This window comes from Segatella cerevisiae (genome assembly GCF_024054555.1).
GTDB classification, from domain to species: Bacteria; Bacteroidota; Bacteroidia; order Bacteroidales; family Bacteroidaceae; genus Prevotella; species Prevotella cerevisiae.
This window is the reverse complement of the sequence record NZ_JAMXLY010000007.1, coordinates 1-17,528: the sequence shown is the minus strand read 5'-3', so window position 1 is coordinate 17,528 and position 17,528 is coordinate 1. Positions and strand designations below refer to the sequence as shown.

At 44.0% G+C, this 17,528-nt stretch carries 16 protein-coding genes and 2 tRNA genes; 10 read left to right on the top strand and 8 right to left on the bottom strand.

Annotation, left to right across the window (positions count from 1 at the left end; all coding sequences use genetic code 11):
- Positions 1–251: 251 nt before the first annotated feature.
- Both NG821_RS02995 and tsaE read left to right on the top strand, forming a co-directional pair.
- A complete protein-coding gene (locus tag NG821_RS02995) occupies positions 252–1,097 on the top strand; it encodes a metal ABC transporter permease (protein ID WP_252760183.1) in 846 nt (281 codons plus the stop codon).
- Positions 1,098–1,252: 155 nt separating this feature from the next.
- On the top strand, positions 1,253–1,663 hold the full coding sequence (gene tsaE / locus NG821_RS02990) for a tRNA (adenosine(37)-N6)-threonylcarbamoyltransferase complex ATPase subunit type 1 TsaE (RefSeq protein WP_252760182.1): 411 nt from the start codon (positions 1,253–1,255) through the stop codon (positions 1,661–1,663).
- A gap of 127 nt (positions 1,664–1,790) precedes the next feature.
- On the opposite strand, the gene trxA is transcribed toward tsaE, so the two are convergent.
- Together trxA and dnaE are read right to left on the bottom strand one after the other, a co-directional pair.
- Positions 1,791–2,105: a thioredoxin gene (trxA, locus tag NG821_RS02985; protein WP_252760181.1), complete on the bottom strand. Its 315-nt coding sequence runs from the start codon at positions 2,103–2,105 to the stop codon at positions 1,791–1,793.
- Positions 2,106–2,183: 78 nt separating this feature from the next.
- Complete coding sequence (gene dnaE / locus NG821_RS02980) at positions 2,184–5,903, bottom strand: DNA polymerase III subunit alpha (protein ID WP_252760180.1); 3,720 nt, start codon at positions 5,901–5,903, stop codon at positions 2,184–2,186.
- Between the two features lie 380 nt (positions 5,904–6,283).
- Between dnaE and NG821_RS02975 the strand changes: the two genes are divergently transcribed.
- Complete coding sequence (locus NG821_RS02975; protein WP_252760179.1) at positions 6,284–6,976, top strand: phosphatidylserine decarboxylase family protein; 693 nt, start codon at positions 6,284–6,286, stop codon at positions 6,974–6,976.
- 1 nt (position 6,977) lies between these two features.
- Positions 6,978–7,709, top strand: coding sequence for a CDP-diacylglycerol--serine O-phosphatidyltransferase (gene pssA / locus NG821_RS02970; protein ID WP_252760178.1), 732 nt, complete (start codon positions 6,978–6,980; stop codon positions 7,707–7,709).
- A gap of 108 nt (positions 7,710–7,817) precedes the next feature.
- Here pssA and pyrH read toward each other — a convergent pair whose 3' ends face one another.
- The 3 genes from pyrH to NG821_RS02955 all read right to left on the bottom strand — a co-directional run bounded on the left by pyrH (position 7,818) and on the right by NG821_RS02955 (position 9,744).
- Entirely contained in the window at positions 7,818–8,528 is a 711-nt protein-coding gene (gene pyrH, locus NG821_RS02965) for a UMP kinase (RefSeq protein WP_252760177.1), read from the bottom strand.
- 72 nt (positions 8,529–8,600) lie between these two features.
- Positions 8,601–9,332, bottom strand: a complete 732-nt coding sequence (locus NG821_RS02960) for a biotin--[acetyl-CoA-carboxylase] ligase (RefSeq protein WP_252760176.1) — start codon at positions 9,330–9,332, stop codon at positions 8,601–8,603.
- A 4-nt stretch (positions 9,333–9,336) separates the two neighbouring features.
- Positions 9,337–9,744: a YraN family protein gene (locus NG821_RS02955; RefSeq protein ID WP_252760175.1), complete on the bottom strand. Its 408-nt coding sequence runs from the start codon at positions 9,742–9,744 to the stop codon at positions 9,337–9,339.
- 191 nt (positions 9,745–9,935) lie between these two features.
- Between NG821_RS02955 and NG821_RS02950 the strand changes: the two genes are divergently transcribed.
- The gene (locus NG821_RS02950; RefSeq protein WP_252760174.1) at positions 9,936–10,421 is read left to right on the top strand and encodes a nucleoside deaminase; all 486 of its coding nucleotides are present in this window, start codon (positions 9,936–9,938) and stop codon (positions 10,419–10,421) included.
- Between the two features lie 186 nt (positions 10,422–10,607).
- On the opposite strand, the gene NG821_RS02945 is transcribed toward NG821_RS02950, so the two are convergent.
- Together NG821_RS02945 and rsmI are read right to left on the bottom strand one after the other, a co-directional pair.
- Positions 10,608–11,477 carry a Cbp1 family collagen-binding glycoprotein adhesin gene (locus NG821_RS02945; protein ID WP_252760173.1) on the bottom strand — a complete coding sequence of 290 codons (870 nt, stop codon included), beginning with the start codon at positions 11,475–11,477 and terminating at the stop codon, positions 10,608–10,610.
- A 148-nt stretch (positions 11,478–11,625) separates the two neighbouring features.
- Positions 11,626–12,396, bottom strand: a complete 771-nt coding sequence (gene rsmI / locus NG821_RS02940; RefSeq protein ID WP_252760172.1) for a 16S rRNA (cytidine(1402)-2'-O)-methyltransferase — start codon at positions 12,394–12,396, stop codon at positions 11,626–11,628.
- Between the two features lie 265 nt (positions 12,397–12,661).
- On the opposite strand from rsmI, the gene NG821_RS02935 reads away from it, so the two are divergent.
- The 5 genes from NG821_RS02935 (at position 12,662) to NG821_RS02915 (ending at position 16,630) form a co-directional block, all read left to right on the top strand.
- Positions 12,662–13,282: a thymidine kinase gene (locus NG821_RS02935; RefSeq protein ID WP_252760171.1), complete on the top strand. Its 621-nt coding sequence runs from the start codon at positions 12,662–12,664 to the stop codon at positions 13,280–13,282.
- A gap of 56 nt (positions 13,283–13,338) precedes the next feature.
- Positions 13,339–14,502, top strand: coding sequence for an AI-2E family transporter (locus tag NG821_RS02930; protein WP_252760170.1), 1,164 nt, complete (start codon positions 13,339–13,341; stop codon positions 14,500–14,502).
- Between the two features lie 186 nt (positions 14,503–14,688).
- Positions 14,689–14,761 (top strand) — tRNA-Lys (locus tag NG821_RS02925).
- Positions 14,762–14,802: 41 nt separating this feature from the next.
- Positions 14,803–14,875, top strand: a tRNA-Pro gene (locus NG821_RS02920).
- A gap of 453 nt (positions 14,876–15,328) precedes the next feature.
- Positions 15,329–16,630 carry a uracil-xanthine permease family protein gene (locus NG821_RS02915; protein ID WP_252760169.1) on the top strand — a complete coding sequence of 434 codons (1,302 nt, stop codon included), beginning with the start codon at positions 15,329–15,331 and terminating at the stop codon, positions 16,628–16,630.
- A 102-nt stretch (positions 16,631–16,732) separates the two neighbouring features.
- On the opposite strand, the gene NG821_RS02910 is transcribed toward NG821_RS02915, so the two are convergent.
- A complete protein-coding gene (locus tag NG821_RS02910) occupies positions 16,733–17,143 on the bottom strand; it encodes a hypothetical protein (RefSeq protein ID WP_252760168.1) in 411 nt (136 codons plus the stop codon).
- Between the last annotated feature and the right edge of the window lie 385 nt (positions 17,144–17,528).

Here is a 17,528-nt window from a genome sequence, read left to right as displayed (position 1 = left end):
ATGACCAAAAGTAAAGACAGAACAGAATAACGATGCAAAGACTCGCAAGGGACAGAGACCGACTACTGTTGACAGGAAGAAAAGAAAACAACTTTTAGAACCAGTCAATGACTGAATGAGCAAATCCTATCCCCCAATTAAGATGTTTCAGGAAAGAGCGGACAGAACAATTTAGGGAAAGCAGAGGTATCAACCACCGGTCACGAACATGAAAAAGGCAGTTATAAGTTAAACGGAGGAAACAGAACAATATGGAAATTCTTCAATATTCTTTTTTTCAGAATGCTATTTTAGGTTCACTCTTAGCCAGCATCGTCTGTGGATTCATAGGCACCTATATTGTCACCCGACGCCTTGTTTTTATCAGCGGCGGCATCACCCATGCCTCTTTCGGAGGAATAGGAATCGGAGTATTTACAGGCATCAACCCGATACTTTCAGCAATGGTATTCTCGATTCTGAGCGCACTCGGAATACAATGGATGTCACATAGAGGGGATGTCAGAGAGGACTCAGCCATCGCACTTTTCTGGACTTTTGGTATGAGTGTAGGCATTATCTGTTGCTTTCTCACACCCGGTTTTATGCCCAACCTGCCGTCTTACTTGTTCGGGAGTATCCTCACCATCAACAGGACCGATCTATGGCTATTAGGAGGTATGACCCTTTTAGTGGCATTACTGTTTATCTTCTTCCTGCACCCTATTCAGAGTGTCGCCTTTGACAGCACCTTCGCCAGATCACAGCATCTGCCGGTCAACTTCATAGAGAACCTCATGATGGCATTGATTGCGATGACCATTGTTTCAACATTACGGTTGATCGGAGTTGTCCTTGCGATTAGTCTGTTGACGATACCGCAGATGTCAGCCAATCTATTCTCCTACAGTTGGAAGAAGATCATTCTCCTCAGTATCTTCATCGGGTGGGCTGACTGCCTGATCGGTTTATGCTTCAGCTATTGGTTCGACGTGCCTTCAGGGGCTGCTATCATTTTTACCAGCATCATCGTATATTGCCTCCTAAAGATGATCAAAATCATTCAAAAGAGAGAAGACATTCAGCAAACTGAAGAATTGCAAGAAGGTCAGATATAGACATGAAAGGAAATGCTCAATCAGGAAATCACGAAAAAATAAAGGTCAACTTTCAGAAATCGGGAGATATTTCATTGTATTTTTCAATAAATAGATTAATTTTGCATCTAAATACAAAGGCAAGCAATAGAGAATTCTAAAGACAAAAGATAATTATGAAAATTACTATCAATTCACTTGACGACATCCATGAAGCTGCAAAGCAGTTTATCAAGAACATGGGTAAAGGAAACATTTTTGCCTTCTATGGCAAAATGGGAGCCGGGAAGACCACTTTCATCAAAGCGATCTGTGAGGAACTTGGCGTAGAAGATGTCATCACTTCTCCTACATTCGCCATTGTCAATGAATATACGACTAAAACCGGTGAGCCAATCTATCACTTCGACTTCTACCGCATCAAGAAGATAGAAGAGGTGTACGACCTGGGATATGAAGACTATTTCGACAGCGGGCATCTCTGTTTTCTGGAATGGCCAGAACTGATCGATGACCTCCTTCCGGAGAATGCGACGAAGGTGACGATAAGTGTTGAGGATGACGGCAGCCGCGTGGTGGAATTCTAATTTCAGATATATTCTCACAACAAAAACAGAGGTTGAAATAAAGCGAACTTTATATCAACCTCTGTTTTTATATTTAAGAAGGTCTCACCGAAGCACTTTCATCACTTTCAGATGAAAGCGAATCCAATCATAAGAGAGCCTTGAACATTCCGTCTAATTTAGATTTGGAAGTAGCGCCGACAAACTTGTCAACGAGTTTTCCGCCTTTAAAAAACAATATTGTAGGGATATTACGAACGCCAAATTCCATAGCAACATCATTATTATCCTCTACGTCACATTTACCTACTACGATCTTTCCATCGTAATCTTTAGCAAGTTCAGCAATAGTTGGAGCCAAAGCGCGGCACGGGCCACACCAAGTTGCCCACAAGTCCACGACTAATGGTTTGTCACCATTTTTATAACTGTTAAAGTTGTCATTTGTAATTGTAACTTCCATCTTTTTTCCTTTCTCTTGTTAGTCCTGCAAAGTTACGCAATGATTTGATGCCATACAAATATCTAGGTTTAATAAATTTTAATTAATATGGTAACTTATCTCCGGATGGCTCCTTAGGAAATTGACCAGATTCTTGCTTACAGTAACAGCCTTCTTCCTGGACCTCAAAGTCACCGCATTATGAGTTTTGATGTCACGTATATTGATAAACAGAGGCGTTTTCCCCGAATTATCATCGATCAGCGTTGCGATATCATTTGCCGTAGTGTTGTCTATCGCATCACTGTCAAAGGAGATGGTAAACGACTGTATGTGGTGTTCTTTCACATCCTGGAGATGCTCTACACTCTGTATTCTCAACTCATACAAATCACTGTTACGGAAGCGGGCAACACTCTTAGCCACGATAAAGACAGGACTACCCTTAAGGAGTTTGCCTTGCCAGCGTCCCCATTCATCACCAAACAGAGCCAGTTCTCCAGGGCCCTGATAATCCTCAATCGTCACAAAACCAAAAGGTTTGTTAGTTTTTGCCGAAACCCTGGAGTTTACATTCGTAACGAGTCCTCCGAAAGTCAATTCGCCCCGTTCAGACAAAGCCTTCTTGTCCGCATCCCGGCCTATCTCCGAGCAGTGTGTATTGCACATATCCTCCAAGATCACCCGATAATCATCGAGAGGATGAGCCGAAAGGTAGATACCGACAAGATCACGCTCCTTATTGAGTTTTTCTATTGTGCTCCATTCCTCAACGGCAGGGACGGCAGGTTTGTTAATATCCACGTCATTCAGACCTCCGAAGAGCGAGTTCTGCTGCTCTTTTTGATCCTGTTGATATTTCTGGCCATAGCGAACAAGTTGGTCCAAAAAGACTTCCCCTTTCGCATTAGTCCCGAAGTACTGTTCCCTCTGGAGCCCGAAACTGTCGAAACCTCCGCTCAGAGCCAGACTCTCAAAAGCCTTCCGGTTGACGGAAGTATAATCCACCCGTTGGGCAAAATCGAAGATATCCTTATAAGGACCATCCTTCTCACGTTCCGCTACAATTTCATTAGACGCAGCAGATCCCATGCCCTTGATAGCAGACATACCGAAACGGATCTCACCTTTTTTATTTACGGCAAACTCACTCCGACTTTCATTGACATCAGGCCCCAAAGTAGCAATGCCCATCGACTTGCACTCCTCCATCAGTTTCGTGATCTCCGTAATCTGACTGAAGCGCCTGGTCATCAAGGCAGCCATATACTCAGCGGGATAATGCGCCTTGAGATAAGCTGTCTGATAAGCCACCCAACTATAACACGTTGCATGGGACTTATTGAAAGCATAGGAAGCGAATTTCTCCCAGTCTGACCAGATCTTGGCAAGGATCTTCGGATCATGTCCTTTTTCTTCTCCTTGTTTCAGGAATTTAGGTCTCATGGCATCTACGATAGCCTTCTTCTTCTTACCCATTGCCTTCCGCAAAGCATCACTCTCACCTCGAGTGAAACCAGCCAACTGCCGGGAGAGAAGCATGACCTGTTCCTGATACACGGTGATGCCATACGTATCCTTCAAGTACTTTTCCATACAAGGTATATCGTACTTGATCAGAGAAGGATCCTTCTTCCTCTTGATAAATTCAGGAATATAGTCCATTGGTCCCGGGCGATAAAGCGCATTCATGGCTATCAAGTCTTCGAAGACCGTCGGGTGCAACTCCCGCAAATACTTCTGCATACCGGCAGACTCAAATTGGAAAGTACCTATAGTCCTGCCCTCCTGATAGAGTTTATAGGTCTTGGGATCATCAATAGGAATATGATCGAGGTCAATGACATCCCCGGTAGTCTGCTTGATGACTTTACAAGCCTCTTTCAATTCTGAAAGGGTCTTCAAACCCAAGAAGTCCATCTTGATCAGTCCTGTAGACTCAATGACATGACCGTCATACTGTGTCACCGCCGTCTTCAATCCCGGGAAATCAGGGTCATCAGCAGTAGAGACAGGAACCCAGTCACTGATCGGGTCACGACAGATGATAAAGCCACAGGCATGAAGGCCGGTCCCGCGAATCGTCCCCTCCAGCATCTTGGCATACTTGATCGTATTGTTTTCACGCGGATCGCTGGAAGCCTCAGCCTCCTGAAGTTCAGGCGTGCATTGGATGGCATTCTTCAGATTCATCTTCATGCCGTCAGGGAGTCGGTCAGGAATAGCCTTGCACAGAGCATTCGCCTTATCCAAAGGAAGTTTCTCTACACGAGCGACATCCTTAATGGAATTCTTTGTGGCCATACTACTATAAGTAATGATATGCGCACAATTCTCATGACCATATTTGTCCATCACCCAACGAAGGACTTTTCCTCTCCCGTCATCATCGAAGTCGGTATCAATATCAGGGAGGTTGACACGGTCAGGGTTCAGGAAACGTTCAAACAGCAGATCGTACTTCAAAGGATCGATCTTGGTGATGCCCAAACAATAAGCGACGACAGAACCTGCGGCAGACCCTCGACCAGGCCCGACCATAACCCCCAGTTTATTCCGGGCTGCGTTGATGAAATCCTGCACGATAAGGAAATAACCAGGGAAACCCATCGTCTTCATCACGTGCAATTCGAATTTGATATGCTCGGCGACCTCTTCAGGCAGAGGATCACCGTAACGGCCCTTCGCCCCGTCATAAGTCAGTTTGGACAAATATTCAGCCTCAAACTTGATTCTATAGACCTTATCCCAGCCACCGAGTTTCTCTATCTTCTTCATTCCTTCGTCTTGAGGAAGCGTGTTCTCACCGTTTTCATCAGAAGAAAACTCTTTCAGCAGGTCTTCGTGGGAATATTTTGTACGGACGTCATCCTCTGTTCCGAATTCCTTTGGGATCGGGAAGTTAGGCATGATCGGGCCATGCTCTATACTATAGAATTCCACCTTATTATATATCTCCATCGTATTCGAGAGTGCCTCAGGAATATCAGAAAATATTTCATTCATCTCCTCACGGGTCTTGAACCACTCCTGCTTCGTATACCTCATACGATTAGGGTCATCCAGATCCTTGCCCGTCGCCAGGCAAAGCAGATGGTCATGAGCCTCAGCAGTCTCCTCGTCCTCGAAGTGGCAGTCGTTCGTGCAGATCAGTTTGATTCCGTATTCCCGTGCAAACTGGATCAGTACTTTATTGACTTTCTGTTGTAGAGGGAAAGTCTCTCTGTTAGCCAGAATATTCGGATTCTTGACCTCATGGCGCTGGAGTTCCAGATAATAATCCTCCCCGAAAAGGTGATGATACCATTCACAAGCTGCACGTGCACCGGCTATATCACCCTTCAATATCCTTGAAGGCACTTCGCCTCCAAGGCAGGCAGAACTGACGATCAGTCCCTCGTGATATTTTTCCAAATCAAAGCGGTCTGTACGAGGACGATAATAGTATCCGTCCACCCAGGAACGAGAGACCAACTTGATCAGGTTCTTGTATCCTTGATAGTTTTTAGCCAGCACGATCAGATGATAGCCGCTATTATCCCCGTTCTCCTTCACCTTGTCTTCCTTGCGATGATGAGCGACATACATCTCGCATCCAAAAATAGGTTTGAACGGTTCCTTACCTTCTGCTTTCCTGCCCTTATTGATCTTATTACAGTAATCGGCAAATTCTTTAATGCCGTACATGACACCATGGTCAGTAAGAGCCATTCCCTTCATGCCATCCTTGACAGCCTTGTCCACGAGATAAGGGACCTTCGACTGACCATCAAGAATAGAATAATGGGTATGAACGTGTAAATGAATAAAGTCTTGCATTGATTTGAAATTTCGAAATTCAAAGTTACTGTTAATCTACGAGATAACCAAAAGAATGACACCAAAATTTGTTGTTATCTAAAAAAAGAATTAACTTTGCAGTCGAATAAAAACCATTTGAACAAAAAGTCAAAGCCATTCATGAAGTGAACATCAACAGAATTTTTTAATCTGCATTATACAGTTCTACCGACAGGAAGACATAGAAGTCGATTATCCTTTTCCAATGAGATAAGTACAGAGCCATGTCAATCCTATAGCGTCATCCACCAAATTGTTTGACAATCGATTAAATATTCCGGGAAGATCTCATGCGCTTCATTTGATCTGTTAAACCAGACTTGTTATGGCCAAAAGCATTCAATGTAATTCCAATCCTAATGAAACGTAGATTAAGGAAACTCAGAAAAATCAGAATACACCGTGAAGGTACGAACCAACTCCTATATGGGGGGATAGCCTTTGTGGTGATAGCCATTATCCTTTGGAGTTGCTTCGGAACGAGAATTCCTTTTTGGTGCTTCGTAGTCATTTTCGGAATATGCTATGCCATTATCCTGAACTTTTACCGGAGTCCGGCAAGGTTCCTCAATGTAGAAGATACAGGGGATCTTGTCGTCGCACCTGCTGACGGCCGTATTGTTGTCATTGAAGAAGTTGAGGAAAATGAATACTTCCATGACCGGCGGCTTCTCATTTCCATTTTCATGAGTTTATGGAACGTCCATGTGAATTGGTTTCCAGTAGACGGCAGAGTAAAATTCATACGCCACGAGGACGGCAATTATCATAAAGCGTGGCTGCCAAAGGCTAGTGAGGAAAACGAGCATGCAGATACGATGATCACGGCTTTGAACGGTCAGGATATCCTCTGCAGGCAGATCGCAGGCGCCGTTGCCCGGCGTATCGTCACCTATGCGAAAGCCGATGAAGAGTGCTATATTGACGAGCATCTGGGGTTCATCAAGTTCGGCTCTCGTGTCGATGTCTATCTTCCAATAGGTACTGAAGTATGTGTAAAGATGGGTCAGGCAACTACAGGAGACCAGACCATCATTGCAAAATTAAAATAATATGGCAAATTTTATCAGGAAGAATATGCCCAACACACTGACATGTGGCAACCTGTTCTCAGGTTGTGTGGCAATCACATTCGCTTTAGGCGGGAATCCGGAGTGGGCCTTGACGTGGATCATTATCGGCGCTATATTTGACTTCTTCGACGGGATGAGTGCAAGGTTGCTGAAAGTGTCTTCTCCCATAGGAAAAGAACTCGATTCCCTTGCCGATGACGTCACTTTCGGCGTAGCGCCTTCTTGCATGATCTTCTGGCAACTGGGCGTCGTAGAATATCCTGATTTTCTCAGTGCCGTAAAGAGTCTCATCCCATTTTTGGCATTCATCATGGCAGCCTTCTCAGGTCTGCGATTGGCGAAGTTCAACCTCGATCAACGACAGACCACTTCCTTTATCGGACTCCCGGTCCCTGCCAATGCACTGTTCTGGGGCGCGCTCATTTATTCGAACCCAGGTTGGATGAACTCTGCATTTTCATGGTTCATGATCCTGGTCATGGCATTCGTATCAAGTTGGCTGATGGTCAGCGAAATACCGATGTTCGCCCTGAAGTTCAAGCACTGGGGATGGAAAGGCAATGAGATAAGGTATGGCTTTATTATCTTGGCCGTTGTACTGATGGCTTGTATGGGAATGCTGAAAGCCTGGTGGCTGATCATCCTATGCTATTTCCTCATTTCTCTCTATACCGATTTCAGGAAAAAGGTCTCCGTAACGAAAGAACCATAATCCTTAAAGAAAAAGACCCGTTGCGACGAATTGCCACGAGTCTGTTTCCAACTGATCCTTCTCTTTGCGAAGACCAAAGTAATTAAAGAAGTAATCTGTTACACTCCTCTAATTATGGACTAATGTCCCTATTTCTTCACCATCCAAGACCTTCTTCAAGTTACCATAGCAATCCATGTCAAAGACATAGATAGGAAGGTGGTTCTCTTTGCACATCGTCGTAGCGGTCAAGTCCATCACTTTCAAGCCACGGGTATAGATTTCGTCATACGTAATATCCTTGAATTTCTTTGCTTGAGGATCCTTTTCCGGATCAGCCGTATAAACGCCATCTACGCGAGTTCCTTTCAGCATCACGTCCGCTCCGATTTCAATACCTCTCAAGGAGGCGCCTGTGTCAGTTGTAAAGTAAGGATTCCCCGTACCCGCAGAGAAGATGCAGATATAGCCAGCCTCCATAGCTTCAATAGCTTTCCATTTGCTATAGAATTCTCCGATAGGCTCCATCCTGATAGCTGTCAGAACCTTTGTCTTTGCACCGACAGAATCCAAGGCACTACTCAGGGCCAGGGAATTGATGACCGTCGCGCACATCCCCATTTGGTCACCTTTCACACGGTCAAAACCTTTCTGACTGCCACTCAAGCCACGGAAGATATTTCCTCCCCCGATGACGATTCCTATCTGTACGTGCATATCATAGATTTCCTTGATCTGACGTGCATAATCGGAAAGCCGGTTCTGATCGATCCCATAACCCTGTTGACCCATCAAACTCTCACCGCTCAACTTCAATAATATTCGCTTAAACTTTGCCATATCAATATCTTCTATTAAAATTTATAATCCTGATTAATTCCTGAAAAGAATATCCCACAAACATGAAGGATATCATAAGAATTTCACTTCCTTGACAGCATATTCACGGATTACGCCTTCACGATCATGCAGGACCAGATGCCCGTCATCCTCTACTTCTACAATACCGGCCTCAAAGACTCCATTCTCGTCTTCAAAGCGATGAAAACCTTTACCGTAGTAGAGCGATTGATGATAAAGAGCAGCTATATCCGTATAGTCGCCGTCCTCTATCATCTCAAGCACATCTTGAAAAGCCTCTACCACCTCTTTCAGAAGGTGCTTGAGAGAGACCTCTTTTCCTGTAATCTGACAGAGAGATACCGGGTTGGGGACTGTATCCGGAAATTCCGTCTGATTGACATCTATCCCGATTCCGAAAATGCAATTCTGGATATGGTGCCGGGCGATCGTCGTCTCTATCAGAGTCCCGCTGATCTTCTTATCCTGCCAATAAATATCATTGGGCCATTTCATCATGAATCCGCCGTCATACTTATCCAAAGCATGTTTCAGGGCTACAGCCCCGGCCATGGAAAGCAAGAACTGGCGGTTGACAGGCACACATACAGGATGTACCAGAATACTGAACAAAAGATTTTTACCGGGTTCACTCTCCCAAGTATTCTTGCCCTGACCACGCCCAGCAGACTGATAATCTGCCACGACGACCGTCATGTCTTCAGCCTTGTCAGGGGTATAATTCTTCAGATACGAATTAGTCGAATCCGTTTCCTTTAATTTGATGATTTTAGTTTTCTTCATTTCATCAGAAATGTCTTGTTCTGTTGCGTCTGCCCAAAGTCAGCAAAGGATTGAAGGCATCTTCTATATGATCGATCTTAATGCCATCGGCGCCTTGGCTTATAATGGAAATGATGTCAAAGCGGATATAGCGGAAAAGCACTTTCGTGTTCTGGAGATACGAATTGGCGGCATAGGCAAGATTGCGGATCTTCCGGTCATCGACAGCCTCCTCAGGCAACAGATAATCGGCATTCCGGCGTGTCTTGACCTCCACAAAGACAAGCGTCTCACCATCTTCAGCCATGGCAACGATATCCAGATCACGCTTTCCCTGATGCCAGTCCCGGTCAAGAATGGTGTAACCTTTATCCCGGAGGAAAGCCGAAGCTAGTTCCTCACCCCATATACCTCTTTCATTATGCTCTGACATTCAGTTTTGGATCTTAGGCAGAATCTGGTGCAAAAATAAGAATTTTATCCTTGATTGTCAAGCAAAAATAATTAAATTTGCAATAATAATGAGAAAAGGTTCTATCAGGAAGCAGATCAAAAATCCACATCAGACAAAGCAGTTTGATCGGACTCCACATAGAATTCCATCAAACCATAAAACTTGAAGTCATGAGTTCAGAAGATCAGTTCAATAAAGACGAGCACAAGGCAGATGAGCAGCATAACACAGACGAGATGTACATGCGAAAGGCCCTTCTCGAAGCCCACGAGGCTGCAGCGAAAGGTGAGATTCCGATTGGCGCTGTCATTGTATGCCACAACCGCATCATCAGTCGGGCACATAACCTCACGGAAACGCTCCATGACGTGACAGCCCATGCCGAGATGCAGGCGATAACAGCTGCTGCCGACACCCTGAATGGGAAATATCTGACCGACTGCACGCTTTATGTCACCATCGAACCTTGTGCCATGTGCGCTACCGCCATTGGATGGGCACAAATTCCGCGTCTGGTATTCGGAGCTACCGACGAGAAACGGGGTTACCGGAAATACGCGCCATTGGTCCTGCATCCGAAGACAACGGTGACCACCGGTATCTTGGAAAACGAATGTCGACAACTTCTGCAAGACTTCTTCCGGGAACGCCGATAAGTCAGGACCGCCACAACAAGAGCAGACCGTTGTCTGCCTCAAACACACGAAAAGCCACACCGCCTATCAGCAGTGGCGTACCGGTAGCGGCAAATCCATCCGGACACATTCAAGAAAAGTCAAACCCCATAAAAACGAAAAAAGGTTTCCCCTAGAGGAAACCCCTTTCATTAATCATCTCAAAAGTTATTTTACAAGAATAACCAGATATTTACTAGTACTCCAGAAAATCTGGGGGTTCGTTATCTTCAAGACATATTGCTTGTTGGCATCTTTAGCCAGCGTATAACTCCCTGAAGGATGGATGGTCAGTATTTTCGCGCTCTTGGAATAGAGTTTGATTTCCCGATTGTTCCGGATATCAACTTTCGTGAAATAGTTCTTGTTGAAATTAGCCTGCAGCACCTTACCGCTTTCGATGATATGCTGTTCCTTCAATTCCTTTTTCGTACCGAATACGAACCAAGCCGTGTTCAATTGTTTGTCTTGTGCTGAGATCGTCTCAGTACTCTGCGTATTCTTGGTCTGCAAGTCACTGACATTCGTATTCAGATTATTGATGGTCTCATCCAATGCAGAGATATGAATATCCTTGGCATCCAGTTCCACGCGCAGTTGCTGCAATTGCTGATCCTTCTCATTCAACTGTTTCATCAGATTGCGGACAGTTTTGCTCATGGTAGCTCTCAGGCGTTCATTCTTGAAAGAACTGTTAGCCAACTGATTTTGCAATTTAGTGATAAGGGCACGGTTCTGCCTCATCCGATGAGCAATAAATTGTATATTCTCCTTGAGTTGCTGAGACTTGTCAGCTCCTTCACCAGCTTTTTCCAAATTCACCCGATCCTCTGCATCATTGATCTGCTGAAACCCGTCATCGATTAGATTCAGAGTACTCATCATATCGTTGATCTCATTGTTTTTCTGAGCAATGGTCTTATTCAAAGAATCATTTTGTTCCACCTTATTTAAATTAGGAACCTTCTTTTTCTCTTGCTTACATCCCGTTAACAATACAGCAGTAGTAAGACAAGCTACTAACATAAATTTTCTCATCGTTAAATTTATTTTAAGTCCTCATTCCGTTATTTATTATCAATACTGATTACGTTCTGAGTGTTCTATTAAAAATGATATTCTTCTTTTATAAATGATTTTAAACAACTCTCTTACAAGGCACTTGATTAAGATTCTGAGACTGGCGTCAGTTTTCTTCAGATATTTCCGCCTTCAATTTCTTCAGTTCCCGGTTTTTCATCTTCTCTTCCCGCTCTTCTTTTTTCAGTTCCTCCTTGACTAGAGAAGGATCTTTTCCAGAAACGACAAGGACAAATTCGCCCCGCGGTTCAGTTTCGGAAAAGTGCAGTATCAAATCCTTTAATGCCCCTCTTATCGTTTCTTCAAACACTTTGGATATCTCGCGGCTGATACTTGCTTGTCTGTCAAGTCCGAAAATCTCTCCAAATTGTTGCAGCGTCTTCAACACACGATAAGGCGATTCATAAAAAACCATTGTCCTCGTTTCGTTCTTCAAAGTTTCCAACCGACTCTGACGACCTTTTTTCTGAGGCAGAAAGCCTTCAAAACAAAATCGGTCACAAGGTAACCCGGAAGAAACGAGTGCCGGTATGCAAGCGGTTGCCCCGGGCAGTGTCTGTACCGTAATACCCGCTTTTATTGCTTCACGTGCCAGGAAAAAACCGGGATCGCTAATACCGGGAGTTCCGGCGTCACTGATCTGTGCTATGGTTTCTCCGGCTTTCAAGCGGTCAATGATACTTGCAGTCGTCCCATGCTCATTGAACTTATGATGAGCTATTAATTGATTCTTGATACCATAATGCTTCAATAAGACACTCGAGGTTCGTGTATCTTCAGCTAATACAACATCCGCCTCTTTAAGAATACGAACAGCACGAAATGTCATATCTTCCAAATTACCCACCGGAGTAGGGACAATATATAATATACCCATCACTCATGCAAAAATAGGAATTAAATCGATACAAAACAAAAAAAGGTACCATTTCTTCACAATTTTTAGAAAGTTTCATAACAATTCATATTATTTCTATCTAAAAAAAGCGATATAAAAATAAAAAATCTTTCTAAAAACAAGATTGTCCCAAGTTCTATAAATAAAGAGAGGTATCTCCATGAAGTCAGAATACTTTCAGACGAGATAATAAGGACAGATTTTTTTTGCAATTTCTCTAAATAGCATTATCTTTGCAATCATCATGGTTGAAAATTTAGCAGGGGAGACACGCCATCCTGGCAGAATAGAAGTGGTGTGTGGTTCTATGTTCTCGGGGAAGACCGAAGAACTGATCCGACGGATGAAAAGAGCAAAATTCGCGAGACAGAAGGTTGGCATTTTCAAACCCTCTATGGATACACGCTACTCTGATCACGATGTCGTGAGCCATGACCACAACTCCATTATTTCTACCCCTGTCGACACTTCAGCCAGCATCCTGCTCCTCTCTTCCGACTTACAAGTGGTCGGCATAGATGAAGCTCAATTTTTCGATGAAGGCCTGATAACCGTTTGCAACCAACTGGCATACCATGGAGTCCGTGTCATTGTGGCAGGACTGGACATGGATTACAAAGGCAGGCCTTTCGGACCTATTCCCGGACTCTGTGCCATTGCTGATGAAGTGACGAAAGTACATGCCATTTGTGTACGTTGTGGGGCATTGGCATACGTCAGCCACCGCCTTGTGCACAATGACAAACGCGTACTCTTAGGTGAAAGGGAAGAGTATGAACCTTTATGCCGTGAATGTTATCGCAAGGTACTGGAGGAAGAACAGTGCCGGAAAGATTCAGAGAACGATCTAACAGGAAAACTTTAGCAATTTGTCTCGTCAAAGAGATTACATATAAAACCGGAAACATAATAAAATATGATATGCCACAACAAAAGATTACTTTTGACAAATTCATTCGCTGGGCAGGGATCGTCTTAATCATACTGGCTGTCCTCTATTTCACGAATTATCTGAAGACGGTGTTAATCCCTTTCTTCATAGCCTGGGTCTTAGCCTATCTCCTCTACCCCATTGTCCACTTCGTCCAATATAAACTCCATGTGCACGTACGGGTGCTGGCGATTGTCATCACCCTCATCCTCGTTATTGCCGTTGTTGCAGGACTCGTGTATGCCATCGTACCGCCGATGATCGAGCAATTCGGAAAATTAGGCGATATCTTGAGTAAATGGCTGAACAGTTCCACTCATACCAATAACCTGACCGCAGGCATCAAAAACTGGTTCATCAACAACCAAAGTATGCTGGAACGCATTTTCAAGAGCAAAGACTTCTCTGACGGGGTAAAAGTGGTCATGCCCAAACTGTTCACCATTCTCGGTCAGACTGCCAATATTGTTTTCAGCATTATCGCGGCTTTGTTCTCGTTGGTCTATCTCTTTTTCATCCTTCTCGATTACGAATACCTTACAAGTTCATGGATCAAGATCTTCCCGAAAAAGAACCGGCCTTTCTGGCATGAACTGGCGAGTGATGTGGCCATAGAATTAGACCATTATGTCAGAGGTCAAGGACTGGTTGCCTTCATCATGGCCATCATGTTCTGCATCGGATTCACGATCATCGGATTCCCGATGGCAATAGGTATGGGAATCCTCATCGGACTTCTTGACCTTATTCCTTATATGCACGCCTTTGCCCTTATCCCTACAGCCTTCCTCGCCATGCTGAAAGCGGCAGATACCGGACAGAGTTATTTTCTCATCTTCGGTGAAGCACTTATCGTATTCGCTGTCGCTCAGGTCATTTCAGATATGGTAGTCACACCTAAGGTGATGGGGAAAGCCATGGGCCTCAACCCTGCCATCCTGTTGTTGAGCCTTTCTGTCTGGGGAGAACTCCTCGGTTTCATCGGTCTGATCATTGCCCTGCCGCTCACGACGATACTCATCGCTTATTGGCAGCGTTATGTGACCAAAGACCGCACAGATATCGATCTCAACAGGAAAGAGCATGTACCGATAGTTCCACCGAAAGAAGAAAGAGTGGAAGTGCCTCCCAAAGATCATCTGACGACAGACTAGGTCCGGTGAAAGTGTGTCACACCGTTTCTGGAAGGGGAAAGAGGGATTTGTAGTGCCACTTTCTCTGAACAGAATTTCCAAGACTGAAAGGGGAGAAGGTATAAAAAAATTCAGAATATTTTTGGCATTTTAAAAAAAACATTGTACCTTTGCACTCGCTTTCGTTAATGAGCATTAATTCGTAGAGATCCGCTAGCTCAGTTGGTAGAGCACAACACTTTTAATGTTGGGGTCATGGGTTCGAACCCCATGCGGATCACAGTTGATAAAGCTGCTCTAAGAGCGCTACTTTAAAGGTTTCGGGATGTAGCGCAGTTGGTAGCGCACACGTCTGGGGGGCGCGAGGTCGCCAGTTCAAGTCTGGTCATCCCGACAATATTTATAAGTCTTGATAGGCAATCATCATGGTTGCATTCAAGGCTTTATTTTTGCCCTTTTGTGAAGGCAAGAATATCCTAGGTTCGCATTCACCACAAGAGACAGAGACCTGTGTGGACAAGTCCTAAAGCCTGACAGAAAATCGAAAGTCTTCGGGGGAAATGAAAGATGAATATACCCTAATCTAACTTAGTAAGTTTCGGGCAAAAGGTTCATTACAAGACAGAATACATCCACTTCCTTCATCAACTTCTCTTATCCTGAACGACCGGTGATTCAGTATAGAGGCATTTCGTCATACTCCATTTTTAAAAGGAGAGTAGATGCCAAATGTTAAAATTATATAATTCCACAAGAAATTGTCTCGAAAACCGATTCAATAATAATTTTATAACCACGTCAAGCGTTATAAACAACGGATTCGTCATACGTTTAATTATATATTGTTATGAGTTTTAAGTTGTCTGGTCTCAAGTACCAGAATGATGATAAGCCGCCTTTGCTTCCGCTGATATTGTACGGTCTGCAATGGTTTTTGATTGCCATTCCAAACATCATTATTACCAGTGTGGTAGTCGGTGGCATAGAGAACTTAAGTCCGGCAGAAGTGATCCTTTACAATCAAAAACTGTTTGCTGTGGCAGGAATAGGATTCATCCTGCAAATTCTGTTCGGACACAAACTGCCTTTGGTCTTAGGTCCTGCAACAGTGCTGCTTATAGGACTGATCACGTCTCAGACCTCTGATGCCTCAGAAATACAAACGGCAATGATCGTAGGAAGTGTCCTGATATTCTTGTTGTCCTACACCAAACTGATGTTCTATCTTCAGAAATTGTTTACAAGCAGGGTAATTATCGTCATCCTGGCTTTGATCGCCGTGACGATCATGCCGAGTATTCTGCAACTCATTTTCGACGGCAGCAAAGGCAATCTTTTTCCCTTGGCTTTCACACCGATTCTGGTTTTGGCATTGCTCATTGCCAACAAATTCTTGAGAGGGATATGGAAATCCACCGTGGTCCTATGGGGGATCCTGATCGGCTCAATTTGCTACGACATCGTTCTGGGGATAGCGCCTACACTGCCCAGCATCAACTCCGTATCCGGACAGTCACTGTTCATCAGTAAGTTCCAATTGAATCCCGGTATCATCCTGTCTTTCTTGTTCTGTTATATCGCCCTTTTCATCAATGAGATAGGATCTATCCAAGCTGTAGGAGCGACCATCAATGAGAAAAATCTGGAGGCAAGGAGCAAGAAAGGATTGAGATTTACTGGATTGCTGAATGCCCTTTCAGGAGCTTTAGGAGTTGTCGGACCAGTGGATTATTCGCTGAGTCCCGGAGTGATCATGAGTACCGGTTGTGCTTCCCGATATACTTTACTTCCTACCGGGATAGCCTTGATCCTCTGCGCATTCTTTCCCAGTGCCATCGAATTTCTGACGTTGATTCCGAAGCCGATCATGGGAATGGTCCTCCTCTACCTGATGATGACACAACTCGCCTCGGCTTTCCAATTGATGAGTCAGAAAAAGGCTGCTATGGATTTCGATAGTTGCATGATCATATCAGTCCCCTTGATGATTGCCATGGTTGCCGTCTTCATGCCAGCCCAACTTACCGCTGCCATCCCGCCAATACTCCGACCTCTATTGGCAAATGGGTTCGTGATCGGTATTGTCGCTGTACTTATCATGGAACATATTATCTACAGGAAGAAGCGCCACAGTAACCAACAGGCATAGGGCATAAGTGACTGAGTTCTAAAATACCTGACAAGCAGAAGAACTTCACGGGAAACAGAAGTTTGGAAATCCAGGACATACAGCACTTCAGAGAGTGAGGTGCTATTCTATTTTCCGATAAAGGTATTGGTCAATTTCTTTAGGAGAATCAAATTGCAGGAATAATCTTCCGTCTGACCTGATTTTCCATGTGAGCCCCAGTTGATCAAACCGTATTTGTTCATTATTTCCTGAATAGTTGTAAGTGCCGGAGACTTCATCCTTATCCGTAAATCCGAAATAGGCACGGTCCAGCGAGAATACGATGGTATCGGGTTCAGTATTTATCCAAGTCGACCATTCCGATTTTTCGCTATCCTCCGTAAACCTCAAAGAGTCAGCGATCCAAGTTCCCCAAATGTTCCTAACTGCCAAAGAACTGCTACGCACTTCCATTTTCTCATCTTCGTTATCGCTGCTACAAGCGGCCAGCAAAACAATCAAAACACACAATACTAATTTTACACTTTTCATGGTTATATTATTTAAGGTAAATTCGACAAATATCGTTATCCAATGATTTGTGACCTGCAAAAGGTATTGCAACTTTAAGGTATTGGAAATCAAAGTTTCTCAAACAAGAATTGCTATAATCGACGAATACAAAGTTACTGATTTTTTTGTATTGCAGATAATTTCTGCAAGTTTTTTAACGCTCTAGTTAAAAGACAGACACTGCTAACCTTGAAAAATAGCCGTTGCTACCGTAATTTCATGATGTCAAAGTCAGAGATGATCTGACCTTGATACTGACTTATCCTCCTACAGACAGACACTTTTACGAACAATCGATGTGTAAAACTTATATCAGGATCAGTTGCCTGCCAGCGAAATCAGCATAGCTTGACCAACTGCGATT

Coding starts and splice junctions, on each gene's coding strand:
- NG821_RS02995 (WP_252760183.1), top strand. CDS start 252: ATGGAAATTCTTCAATATTCTTTTTTTCAGAATGCTATTTTAGGTTCA.
- tsaE (WP_252760182.1), top strand. CDS start 1,253: ATGAAAATTACTATCAATTCACTTGACGACATCCATGAAGCTGCAAAG.
- trxA (WP_252760181.1), bottom strand. CDS start 2,105: ATGGAAGTTACAATTACAAATGACAACTTTAACAGTTATAAAAATGGT.
- dnaE (WP_252760180.1), bottom strand. CDS start 5,903: ATGCAAGACTTTATTCATTTACACGTTCATACCCATTATTCTATTCTT.
- NG821_RS02975 (WP_252760179.1), top strand. CDS start 6,284: ATGAAACGTAGATTAAGGAAACTCAGAAAAATCAGAATACACCGTGAA.
- pssA (WP_252760178.1), top strand. CDS start 6,978: ATGGCAAATTTTATCAGGAAGAATATGCCCAACACACTGACATGTGGC.
- pyrH (WP_252760177.1), bottom strand. CDS start 8,528: ATGGCAAAGTTTAAGCGAATATTATTGAAGTTGAGCGGTGAGAGTTTG.
- NG821_RS02960 (WP_252760176.1), bottom strand. CDS start 9,332: ATGAAGAAAACTAAAATCATCAAATTAAAGGAAACGGATTCGACTAAT.
- NG821_RS02955 (WP_252760175.1), bottom strand. CDS start 9,744: ATGTCAGAGCATAATGAAAGAGGTATATGGGGTGAGGAACTAGCTTCG.
- NG821_RS02950 (WP_252760174.1), top strand. CDS start 9,936: ATGAGTTCAGAAGATCAGTTCAATAAAGACGAGCACAAGGCAGATGAG.
- NG821_RS02945 (WP_252760173.1), bottom strand. CDS start 11,477: ATGAGAAAATTTATGTTAGTAGCTTGTCTTACTACTGCTGTATTGTTA.
- rsmI (WP_252760172.1), bottom strand. CDS start 12,396: ATGGGTATATTATATATTGTCCCTACTCCGGTGGGTAATTTGGAAGAT.
- NG821_RS02935 (WP_252760171.1), top strand. CDS start 12,662: ATGGTTGAAAATTTAGCAGGGGAGACACGCCATCCTGGCAGAATAGAA.
- NG821_RS02930 (WP_252760170.1), top strand. CDS start 13,339: ATGCCACAACAAAAGATTACTTTTGACAAATTCATTCGCTGGGCAGGG.
- NG821_RS02915 (WP_252760169.1), top strand. CDS start 15,329: ATGAGTTTTAAGTTGTCTGGTCTCAAGTACCAGAATGATGATAAGCCG.
- NG821_RS02910 (WP_252760168.1), bottom strand. CDS start 17,143: ATGAAAAGTGTAAAATTAGTATTGTGTGTTTTGATTGTTTTGCTGGCC.